Consider the following 11,250-nt stretch of genomic DNA (forward strand, 5'->3'; position numbering starts at 1 on the left):
TATTCTCAAATCCCGTTTTCTTTTCTTATTTTTGTGTCGTGTACGCAAACGATGTTTGTCTGAGCGGCACCTAATGTAAACTTATAAATAAGAAATATGAAAACAAACTATGAGATTCGCTATGCTGCCCATCCGGAAGATGCAAGAAGCTATGACACCAAGAGAATCCGGAGAGATTTCCTGATAGAGAAGGTTTTTTCGGCCGATGAAGTGAATATGGTATACTCCATGTACGATCGTATGGTAGTGGGTGGAGCCATGCCGGTAAATGAAGTATTGAAGTTGGAGGCTATCGATCCTTTGAAAGCTCCTTATTTCCTGACCCGTCGTGAAATGGGTATTTTCAATGTCGGAGGTCCCGGTGTTGTGAGAGCGGGGAATGCGATATTTCAGTTGGCTTATAAAGAAGCGCTTTATTTGGGTTCGGGCGATCGGGAAGTAACCTTTGAGAGTGCGGATGCCGCACATCCTGCTAAATTTTATTTTAATTCGCTGACCGCTCACCGAAATTATCCTGATAAGAAAGTAATGAAAGCCGATGCGGTGGTTGCTGAAATGGGTACGTTGGAAGGCTCGAATCACCGCAATATTAATAAGATGCTTGTAAACCAAGTGCTACCTACCTGCCAGTTGCAGATGGGAATGACCGAACTGGCTCCGGGAAGTGTGTGGAATACGATGCCTGCGCATGTTCACAGCCGCCGTATGGAGGCTTATTTCTATTTTGAGGTACCGGAGGAGCATGCCGTATGCCATTTCATGGGTGAGGTTGACGAAACCCGGCATGTATGGATGAAGGGCGATCAGGCAGTATTGTCACCGGAATGGTCCATTCATTCGGCAGCGGCAACTCACAGTTACACTTTTATCTGGGGCATGGGGGGTGAGAATCTTGATTATGGCGATCAGGATTTTTCGTTAATCACGGACTTGAAATAAAGTGTTTGATATGGATATTTCTTTTTAGGGAATGGAAGTGATATGAGTTTTTTTAAAACATTATGAGTATGGTAAACTTTTCATTAGAGGGCAAAGTGGCATGGGTCACGGGTGCATCTTACGGTATCGGTTTTGCGTTGGCTACTGCCTTTTCAGAGGCAGGCGCAAAGATCGTTTTTAATGACATCAGTCAGGAGCTGGTCGACAAAGGGATGGCTGCATATAAGGAACTGGGGATTGAGGCCAGTGGATATGTGTGCGATGTCACGAGTGAGGAGCAGGTAAATGCTTTGGTTGCACGGATCGAGAAAGAGGTCGGAGTGGTTGATATTCTGGTAAATAATGCCGGTATCATTAAGCGCATCCCGATGTGTGAGATGACAGCGGAGCAGTTCCGGCAGGTGATTGACGTGGACCTGAATGCCCCGTTTATTGTGTCGAAAGCTGTGATTCCTTCAATGATTAAGAAGGGGCATGGAAAAATCATCAATATCTGTTCGATGATGAGTGAGCTGGGGCGTGAAACAGTATCTGCTTATGCCGCTGCCAAGGGCGGGCTGAAGATGCTCACCCGTAACATTGCGTCCGAGTATGGTGAGTTCAATATCCAGTGTAACGGTATTGGCCCGGGGTATATCGCCACACCTCAGACGGCGCCTTTGCGTGAAGTGCAGCCGGACGGTTCGCGCCACCCGTTCGATTCATTCATTATAGCCAAGACTCCCGCTGCCCGTTGGGGAACACCGGAAGATCTGATGGGACCGGCCGTATTCCTGGCTTCGGATGCTTCGAATTTCGTGAACGGTCATGTGCTTTATGTAGATGGCGGTATTTTGGCTTATATCGGTAAACAACCTAAATGAATCTGATCAATACAATTGAATCAATGAAGAAAGTTTTTCTTTTTGCCGCACTCGCTTTGCTGTGTCTGGCTTGTAATGAAGCGGGTAAGTCGGTCTCTGTTACGGTATCTAATGCCACTTCGCTGGAACGTGACGGTGAGATGGTAGAAGTATCCATGAGCGAGGTTTCCTCTAAATTGCAGTTACCCGATACCGCGCAGATAGTCGTAGTGGATGCCGAAGGGCAGCAAGTACCCTATCAGATAACTTCTGATGAGAAAGTGATATTTCCGGTCAGTGTACAGGCGAATGGTTCGACTGTTTACACGATAAAGGCGGGCATTCCCCAGGAGTGTCCGGTGAAGGCTTGCGGAAGATATTATCCCGAACGGGTGGATGACGTGGCCTGGGAGAACGATTTGGTGGCTTTCCGTACCTACGGACCTGCTTTACAGGAAACCGGAGAGCGTGCTTTCGGATATGATATCTGGACGAAGTACAACACCGATGATCCGGTGGTGGAAGCTCGCTATGAAGGTGAACTGAACCCGGATACAAAAGCTAAAATAGCAGAACTCGGGAAGACGGACCCTGAAGCTGCGCAGGAACTTTACCGGTCGGTTTCTTATCATGTGGACCATGGTAACGGACTGGACTGTTATAAAGTCGGTCCTACTTTGGGAGGGGGCACGGCTGCGTTAATGGCAGGTGATACAATTATTTATCCGTATTGTTACGCTACCCAGGAGATACTGGATAATGGTCCGCTACGTTTCACAGTGAGACTGGTGTATCATCCGTTGGTGGTAAGGGGAGACTCCGGCGTGATCGAAACACGTGTGATTACGTTGGACGCGGGTTCGCATCTGAACAAAACGATTGTTTCTTATACCAATCTGAAAGAGACAATGCCTCTGGCCGTCGGCATCGTATTGCATGAACCCGATGGAGCTGTGGTGGCGAATGCGGCAGAGGGATACATTACTTATGTGGACCCGACGGATAATGCCGGTAATGACAACGGTAAAATCTTTGTGGGTGCTGCGTTTCCTACTTTGGTGAAGGAGGCGAAACCTGTTCTGTTCCCGGAGAAAGAGAAAAAAGAGTTGCGCGGAGGTGCCGACGGGCATGTGCTGGCTATCAGCGAGTATGAACCGGGAGCTGACTTTACTTATTACTGGGGAGCTGCCTGGGATAAAGCCGATATAAAAGACGCTGCTGCCTGGAATGCCTATATGGCCGATTTTGCCCGGAAGATACGTAATCCGCTGACGGTAACGGTGAAATAAGAGAGCTGCCTGAGCTTTTTACTGGTGTCAGCAATATGGCTTTTCTACAGGAGATTGAGAAACAACTGTCAGGGGAGGATATGAACGTGGCATTGACGGGAGCGATTCTGCACTAATCCGTCCGGTCATAGCCCGACTCTTAGTCTTCCATCTGTTTTATATTCCTTATTAGTCCGCTATACTTAGCCCTCTTCACAGCACTGCCTTTGAAGAGGGTTCTGTATTTTTCTTCGCTTAGTTGTTGCCAGTCTTCTTTCTTCATATTCATGAACTCCGGCGAGGGTTGCAGCTCCGGTGTCCGGCAAGGAGTGGCAAACCGGTTCCAGGGACAAGCTTTCTGGCATTCGTCACATCCATAAACACGGTTTCCCATCAGAGGGGAAATAGAAGCCGGAATTTCGCCTTTATTCTCAATCGTGAGGTATGAAAGGCAACGGCGTGCATCCAGACCGTACGGGGCTTCTAAAGCTTGCGTGGGGCAGGCTTGCAGGCACCGGTTACACGTCCCGCAGCGATTCGGCCGGGGGCGGTCGTATGTGTCGGCTTCCGTGTTCAGGAAGAGTTCTCCCAAGAAGAAGGTAGATCCGGCACGGGGAATGATCAGCTGGGTATTCTTCCCGATCCATCCGAGGCCGGCACGCCAGGCCCAATAGCGTTCGAGTACGGGGGCGGTGTCACAGAACACACGTCCGTCCAGTTCCGGTACGTCTGATTCCTGTATGAAGCGGAACAGGGTGGTCAGTTTTTCACGCATGAGATCGTGATAGTCCTTCCCGTAAGCGTACCATGCGAATTGATATTCCTCCTCAGGTATACGGGTAGCGGGGTAGTAGTTCAGGGCTACGGAGACTACGCAACGGGTGCCTTCGACCAGCAGAGCCGGATCGCAGCGCTTGTCGAAATGGTTGCCCATATAAGCCATTTCGGCGTGCCTGCCCGAGCCCAGCCATTCCTTCAGAAAGTCCCGGTGTACGGGATCGACCGGACCGGCCGGTGCTATGCCGCAAGCAGAAAAGCCGAGGCGCAAGGCTTCGGCTTTCAGGGCTTTACTGTTTATCTTCGTTTCCATTATAATAACTTAAACTCGTATCCTTCCTCCTTCAGGAAGTCGATGGCACGAGGAAGTGCGTATTGTAGGTTTCCGTTGTTCCAGGACTTCAGCGAATCGTGGAAGGTAATGATAGACCCGTTGCGGGCATATCTCATCACATTGGCCAGCACTTGCGGAGGGCGGAGCTTCTTACTGTAGTCTCGTGTAACGAGGTCCCACATGATGATCTTATAGTGGCGCTTCAGCGTCATATACTGCATCCAGCGCATGTGTCCGTGAGGCGGACGGAACAGGTCCGTTTTCATCAGTTCGTTGGCCTTGTCTGTATTGGCCAGATAATTTACCGACAGATATTCGAAGCCGCGGATGTGGTTGAACGTATGGTTGCCGATGCGGTGTCCGCGTTCCACTACCATACGGAACACATCCGGATGCTTGCGGATGTTGTCGCCTACCATGAAAAAAGTAGCCCTGATGTTGTGTTTGTCCAGCAACTCCAGTACCCAGGGCGTCACTTCCGGAATGGGGCCGTCGTCGAAGGTCAGGTAAACTGCCTTCTCGTTAGGGTCCATCCGGAAGATAGCGTCGGGATAGATTGCACGGAAAAACCAAGGCGGTTGCTCTATAAACATCTTCTTCGGCTACAGATTACTGATGGACTTTCATACGTCCTACGTAAATGTTATATAGTTCGTTCACCTTCGGAGTATAGTTGCCGGCATGTTTTGACTTGTATTTCTCCATCACTTTGGCTTCCATATCCAGTGCGCTGAGGTGCATGATAAATTCACGCTGCGACATCATCAGATGATTGTCGTCCAGACTGAGATACCAGGTGAGATATTCCACAGACTTGTTTGCCAGTTCGTCGATGATCCGGTCGGCTTTCGCGGTATCTCCCAACTGGTAGTAAGCTTCTGCCATCTCGAGTGCCCCGTTCTGGAAGTCGTAGGGTACGTTGAAAGCGGGAATCATCTTTTCGGCATATTCCAATGCGGCCAGCGCCTTGTCTTTCTTGCCTTCTTTCATCAGCTGTGTGATGAGTTGGGCGAAGATGCGGCGATGGGTGTAGCACATGCGCATGGTGTTCTCGTCGATGTAGATGCCCGGCTTGTCGATGCCTCCGAACTTGAATTTGTTCATCAGGTTGTCGTACATCTTCTCGCTGTCGATGGTTGCTTCGAGCGCTTCCGTATCGAACGGAGTGAAGCGGTACGTCAGACCTTCCTGGATGAAATGCCCACGCATATTCAGTTGGTTGTCCGTGCCTACGGTGATGGCCATGTAGATGGGGCGTTCCCAGTTGGCGTTGGCCAGCATCTCAAGCATCATCAGCTCGCTTTTGTAGAGGGCGCGTTTGGGGTTGCCCTTTTCGTCTTTGAGCGAGATGTGCATATAGTCGGGGATGGAGTCGCCCAACGCTGCCGGGATCATCATACCCGAGCGGCGTACGGCTTCTTTGTCGATCTTGACAACGATGCTGTCGGTCGGTATTACCGCTTGTCCGTCTTTGGTGCGTACCCAGTATTTCAGGATATTCTTCAGTTCGTAAGGATTGTCTCCGAATTGTGCCCGGATGTTGTTCAGGGCTTCCGGGTTCTTGCCGTTCAGGACTTCTTCTTCGGCGGCTTTATAGGCTTTGTCTATCTGCTTTTTGAAGTCCGGGCGTATGGGTACGTATTCGTTCTGTCCCTCCATGTATTCGGTTCTGTCCCAGGTGATGGGCAGTGCGGGAGAGTCGTATGCCGGGCGTTTCATCTGGTCGATGTACCAGTCTGTCTGCAGATAGCTCAGGTTACAGGTGCGTGCGTCGGTGCGGAAACCTTCTGTCTCTTGGTTGTACCACAGCGGGAAGGTGTCGTTGTCACCGTTGGTATAGATGATGGGGTTGCCGCTTTCCTGGAGTGACATCAGATAGTTCTGTCCGAAGTCGCGTGCCACGTAGCGTCCGCTGCGGTCGTGGTCGTCCCATGTCTGGCTGGCCATCTGTATGGGTACGAGCAGGCAGACTGCCGACGTAAGGGTTGCTGCGGGAACTTCTTTCATGTATCTGCGCAAGAGGTGGACGATGCCCGCTACACCCATGCCGATCCAGATGGCGAAGGCGTAGAAGGAGCCTGCGTAAGCGTAGTCACGTTCGCGGGGCTGTCCCGGTGTCTGGTTGAGGTAGAGCACGATGGCTATACCGGTCATGAAGAACAGGAAGAATACCACCCAGAATTGCTGGATGCCTTTCTGTCCGCGCCATGCCTGCCAGAAGAGTCCGATGATTCCCAGCAGAAGCGGGAGGCAGTAGAAGACGTTGTGTCCCTTGTTGTCCTTCAGTTCTTGTGGCAGGAGGCTTTGGTCGCCGTACATGAGGTTGTCGATGAACGGGATGCCGGTGATCCAGTTGCCGTGCTCTATTTCGCCGCTGCTCTGGATGTCGTTTTGCCGTCCGGCGAAGTTCCACATGAAGTAGCGCCAGTACATGAAGTTGAGCTGGTAGGAGAAGAAGAACTTGATGTTGTCCCACTGTGTGGGCATGTTCACCATCAGCATCTCTCCGCATTGGTCGTAGGGGACGTCATATCCGGTGATGTCCTGCCAGGACTTGTAATAAGGGGCGTGTGCCGAACTGTACATGCGGGGGAAGAGCATGTTCTGCGCGTACTCATATTCCACGCGTCCCGGAAGTTCGACGTACGAATCTTTTTCGTCCGGTGAGGTTTTCTCTTTGCGGACGTATTTGGTGTCTGCACTTTTCTGGCGGGGAACGCAATAGCCGTCTTCTACGTCGAGCGCCACTTTCGAGGAGTAGGCCGGACCGTAGAACAACGGGCGTGTGCCGTATTGCTCTCGTCCTAAGTATTCGCCCAGCGTGAAGATGTCTTCCGGTGAGTTCTGGTCCATCGGCGTGTTGGCTACCGAGCGGATCACGATGAGGGCATACGAGGAGTATCCCACCATAATCATCATGGTGCAGAGCAGCGCCGTGTTCACGGTCCGGGCAGACATGCGTATCTTGGCGTTGAGCTTCGATGCGTAGAAGAGGTAGAGGGCCAGTGCACCCAATACGAGGATGCCGACGATGACGGCGCCTGCTCCGTGTCCGTAGAACGGGATGCCGAGCATGGCGATGGTCAGCAGGAAGGAGAGGTTCATGCGGGTGCGGCTCTTCTCGTTGTAGCTTTCGTAGATGCCCCAGATGATGGCGGCTGCCAGCAGGGCGATGTAGACGATCACGCCGGTGTTGAACGGCATGCCGAGGGAGTTGACGAACAGCAGTTCGAACCAGCCGCCCACTTTTACGACACCGGGTACGATGCCGTAGAGCACCGCTGCCACCAGTACCATCGATCCGGCGAGTGCCAGCAGGGAGCCTTTACCGTTGGCGTTAGGCACTTTCTTGTAGTAGTATACCAGTACGATGGCCGGCAGGCAGAGCAGGTTGAGCAGGTGCACACCGATGCTGAGACCTGTGAGATAAGCGATGAGGATGATCCAGCGGTCGCTATGCGGTTGGTCGGCAACGTCTTCCCACTTCAGTATCAGCCAGAATACGATGGCGGTAAACATCGAGGAGTAAGCATATACTTCTCCTTCGACGGCCGAGAACCAGAATGTGTCGCTGAATGTATAGGCCAGTGCGCCTACCAGTCCGGAACCCATGACGGTGATCAGTTGTCCGCGGGTGATGGCGTTTTCGTCCGTGATGACGAGTTTGCGGACCAGGTGCGTGATGCTCCAGAAGAGGAACAGGATGCAGGCGCCGCTCATCAGTGCACTCATGTAGTTGACCATCCGGGCTACCAGTGCCGGGTCGTTGACGAATTGCGTGAAAAGGTTGGCCGTGAGCATGAAGAAGGGTGCTCCGGGGGGATGTCCTACTTCCAGTTTATAGGCGGTAGTGATAAATTCCGGGCAGTCCCAGAAACTGGCTGTGGGCTCTATCGTCATGCAATAGACGGTAGCGGCGATCAGGAAGGTGATCCAACCCACGAGGTTGTTTACGGTTTTGTACTGTTTCATTCAGACTATAGTTAGTTATTTGTTAACATGATAGACGGGCACAAAGATAATGATTTACGTGAAGATAGCCGTAGAAAGTGTAGAGTTTTAGGAGTTTGGAGGGGAGAATTAAGAAACGGTAACGGTTGGTCTTAAATTAATAATAAGAATAGTTGAAGAAGAATTATTGTATGGGAGAGCAAAGACCGTGTTTCAAAAGACGTTCGTCTGATGCAACAAAGATAAGACGCTTTTTTCATCTGTGCAAATATTTCTGCATCCATTTAATTATCAGTCATTTATCTCTTCCTTTTGTGTTCAGTGTGCAGAGCCAAAACTGTGTTTCAAAAAAGGAACGTCTTTTGAAACACGATTGTGTTTTTCAGGATGTCATATCTAATTGTAATACACAAACTTACGCATAATAAAAGTTGTATCAAACAGTCTTTACCGGCTTATACACACATGTATAAGCCGGGTGAGAGATTTTTGATCTGATTATTCACTAAACAAATTTAGAATGAACAAACTCTTTATTATGCGAACTCCCCTCTTATGGATCGCGGTAATGACAGCATCCTGCCTCTGGGTCAGTGGATGCACCCAAGAAGAAAAGTATCCATTTCTTCCGGAAAAAGATAAGGATTCCGGCATTGTAATACCTATTAACATCAGTATGGCTGAAAATGGTGAGTACAATGCTTACTCTCCGGACAATACTATGTCCCCCCGTCATAATGCTCCTCTGATTGCCGAATGGGCAGGGGTAAAAACTCTAAGCCATACCCGCACAAAAGAATCCTCGGAATATAGTGGTCCCGGAATCGCATCCATGGAACTGACGGAAGATACCCTTTCCACCCTAACTACCCGTGCAAACACTCTATCTACAGGTATTTACTTTCGTCTGATCGTTTTCCGAAAATCAGGAAGCAACTACGTATTCCAATCAGCCGCAGACTATACCTCAAATGGTACTTCCTCGCCTGTACTGAAGCAAGGTAAACTACTCACACGGTCAGGAACGATACGGGTAATCGGCTACTCCTTCAATACAACTGCGGCATTGGGAGGTATCCCTGCATCATATACCTATAATAGCACCAAGATAGACATTTCAAACATGAATAATGACTTTATGACTTATGATTCAGGAGACATAGCCAATGTGAATAGTCTTGATTATAATCTTCCGGTAACATTCAAACAGAAACTGTGCAAACTTACAATAAGCATTAGTGTAACAGGCTTCACAAGTAATACCATCAGCGGGTGTACAGGAGTATACGTAAAGAAGGGAGGTAATTCAACCTCGTGGGTGATTGGAAGTTCGGCAGTGGCTATTAATACCAACAACACAGCTTCATTTAATCCAAACACCAACCTGACTACCACTATACGCATGGTTCCCTTCGCAAGTGCCCGGACAATAACAGTACACTTCGACAAGCTGACAGTAGGAAATATAATTACTAATAATGCGGATAATATAGACATTACTTCAACTCAAAGCGTACAATTGAAAGAGGGTATGAGCTATACAATGAAAATCCAGTTTAAGAGAAGCCCCGGAATAAATGTTCCGGCAGGTAGCATCAATCTGAGCAATCCGAAAAAAGCATGTACCAATGATGATAAGCAAAAGTTATCAAAATTGGTATTTGCTGACGGCAATTTAAAAAGTACCGGTGCAAACAACAATTATGTATGGGCAACCAACAAAGAATTTGGCTACTATTATCAATGGAAAAAAGACTATAATGGAAACAACATCGATCCTTGTGCCAGACTAAATCCCACAACTTATGGTAGTGGTTGGCGGCTACCTACACGCAATGAAATGGAAAGGTTAGCGAGATGTACAAATGTGAAAAAGGTCTCTAATGGAGTGAATGGGATATGGTTCCTTAATGCTACAACCGGTATTTTCCTACCGTTAGGTGGTTGGCGTAATAATAGTTCAGGAACGGCAGCAGAAGAATGGCCTGGAACATACGGTAACTATTTTACGGATGAATCAATTAATACTAATGATTGTTATAGAATAGATATATCTCCCGGTGAAGGTAAAGCCGATGTCAATAGTACACAAAAGAGAATGGCATACCAAACTCGTTGTGTCAAAGGACCTAAACTATAATATTTCCCCTTAAATAGAAGAAGAGTAAAAAAAACAAAGACAGAAACAGTGCTGATAACCCACTGCCTGTTTTTTTCGGAGATATTCCGTAAATTAAAATATGAACAAGTCAACTGATTCATTCCGAATCAGTTGACTTGTTCATATTTTAATTATTCCTCCCAAAAATTCCGAACGCCTCGATCGAAGGAAAAGTCTAAAACAAATCCCCTACTATAGATAGTCAGCACAATTCGTCAGGAATCTATTATGAACCAACTTTGCAAACATTGCCATACCCTGGATACACCAAGTATTTCGATATTAGCAACCCTACATACTCTGATAGTAACCGTCCAAAAAGCAAGTATAAAACTCAAACAAAAGAAAAGTTCACTTCTCTAATAATAAATATCTTACTTAAGTTTCGGAAGTAGGTTTACGCTGTCTGAACCGGTATGCTCCATTAACATTGTTAACGCCTTTTTCAGATTGTTTGGTTCTTGTGTGCAAATAACAAGTCTTTTGCATTTAAAACATTTGTTATTCACATCTACAAAACAAGCTTTAACATTGTGTTAAAACAAAGCTTTTGAGGATAGAAATATTATGCTTTTAAAATATTGTTTTTCAGATAGTTAATCTTTGGGTTTGCTTCTCTGCCTCCCAAGTGATCTTTTCGGGCGAAAGTTGTGATACTTGCTTTTTTGTCAACTATAAACGAGGACTTACACTTCTGAAACTTGAATATCTTATGTTATAAGAATCATGTTTCAAAGAACGTACGTCTGATGCAACAAAGATAAGGCGCTTTTTTCATCTGTGCAAATATTTCTACATTGTTTTAGTTATCAGTCGTTTATCTATTTTCCTTGCATTCGGTGCGGAGAGTGAAAATGGTGTTTCAAAAGACGTACGTTTTTTGAAACACCACCGTGTATTCAAGACTGTTATATCTGATTGTAATACACAAACTTACGCATAATAAAAGTGGTATCAAACAGCCTTTCCGGACTTATA

7 protein-coding genes are annotated in these 11,250 nt (G+C 47.9%); 4 read left to right on the forward strand and 3 right to left on the reverse strand.

The genetic code is table 11. The features are described 5' to 3' along the window. Positions 1-96 precede the first annotated feature (96 nt). The 3 genes from kduI (at position 97) to FDF36_RS19710 (ending at position 3,070) form a co-directional block, all read left to right on the forward strand. Positions 97-939, forward strand: a complete 843-nt coding sequence (gene kduI / locus FDF36_RS19700) for a 5-dehydro-4-deoxy-D-glucuronate isomerase (RefSeq protein ID WP_220392488.1) — start codon at positions 97-99, stop codon at positions 937-939. A gap of 68 nt (positions 940-1,007) precedes the next feature. Beyond that, complete coding sequence (locus tag FDF36_RS19705) at positions 1,008-1,802, forward strand: gluconate 5-dehydrogenase (protein WP_220392497.1); 795 nt, start codon at positions 1,008-1,010, stop codon at positions 1,800-1,802. 23 nt (positions 1,803-1,825) lie between these two features. Next, on the forward strand, positions 1,826-3,070 hold the full coding sequence (locus FDF36_RS19710; RefSeq protein ID WP_220392489.1) for a DUF4861 domain-containing protein: 1,245 nt from the start codon (positions 1,826-1,828) through the stop codon (positions 3,068-3,070). 139 nt (positions 3,071-3,209) lie between these two features. Here the strand turns inward: FDF36_RS19710 and queG are convergent, their stop codons facing one another. From queG to FDF36_RS19725, 3 genes are read right to left on the reverse strand one after another with little or no spacing between them, the layout of a single operon-like run. Continuing rightward, the gene (gene queG / locus FDF36_RS19715) at positions 3,210-4,139 is read right to left on the reverse strand and encodes a tRNA epoxyqueuosine(34) reductase QueG (protein ID WP_220392490.1); all 930 of its coding nucleotides are present in this window, start codon (positions 4,137-4,139) and stop codon (positions 3,210-3,212) included. Beyond that, positions 4,139-4,753, reverse strand: a complete 615-nt coding sequence (locus FDF36_RS19720; protein WP_195317717.1) for a polysaccharide deacetylase family protein — start codon at positions 4,751-4,753, stop codon at positions 4,139-4,141. Before FDF36_RS19720 ends, queG begins: the two co-directional genes overlap by 1 nt. A 16-nt stretch (positions 4,754-4,769) precedes the next feature. After that, complete coding sequence (locus tag FDF36_RS19725; RefSeq protein ID WP_220392491.1) at positions 4,770-8,132, reverse strand: protein O-mannosyl-transferase family; 3,363 nt, start codon at positions 8,130-8,132, stop codon at positions 4,770-4,772. A gap of 499 nt (positions 8,133-8,631) precedes the next feature. Here FDF36_RS19725 and FDF36_RS19730 point away from each other — a divergent pair, with 499 nt between their 5' ends. After that, entirely contained in the window at positions 8,632-10,251 is a 1,620-nt protein-coding gene (locus FDF36_RS19730) for a hypothetical protein (protein ID WP_220392492.1), read from the forward strand. The last annotated feature ends 999 nt before the right edge of the window (positions 10,252-11,250 follow it).

This window comes from Bacteroides fragilis, from assembly GCF_019583405.1.
GTDB classification, from domain to species: Bacteria; Bacteroidota; Bacteroidia; order Bacteroidales; family Bacteroidaceae; genus Bacteroides; species Bacteroides fragilis_B.

What these genes read in the sequence shown, in the direction of transcription:
- kduI (WP_220392488.1), top strand. Translation starts at nt 97, where the DNA reads ATGAAAACAAACTATGAGATTCGCTATGCTGCCCATCCGGAAGATGCA.
- FDF36_RS19705 (WP_220392497.1), top strand. Translation starts at nt 1,008, where the DNA reads ATGGTAAACTTTTCATTAGAGGGCAAAGTGGCATGGGTCACGGGTGCA.
- FDF36_RS19710 (WP_220392489.1), top strand. Translation starts at nt 1,826, where the DNA reads ATGAAGAAAGTTTTTCTTTTTGCCGCACTCGCTTTGCTGTGTCTGGCT.
- queG (WP_220392490.1), bottom strand. Translation starts at nt 4,139, where the DNA reads ATGGAAACGAAGATAAACAGTAAAGCCCTGAAAGCCGAAGCCTTGCGC.
- FDF36_RS19720 (WP_195317717.1), bottom strand. Translation starts at nt 4,753, where the DNA reads ATGTTTATAGAGCAACCGCCTTGGTTTTTCCGTGCAATCTATCCCGAC.
- FDF36_RS19725 (WP_220392491.1), bottom strand. Translation starts at nt 8,132, where the DNA reads ATGAAACAGTACAAAACCGTAAACAACCTCGTGGGTTGGATCACCTTC.
- FDF36_RS19730 (WP_220392492.1), top strand. Translation starts at nt 8,632, where the DNA reads ATGAACAAACTCTTTATTATGCGAACTCCCCTCTTATGGATCGCGGTA.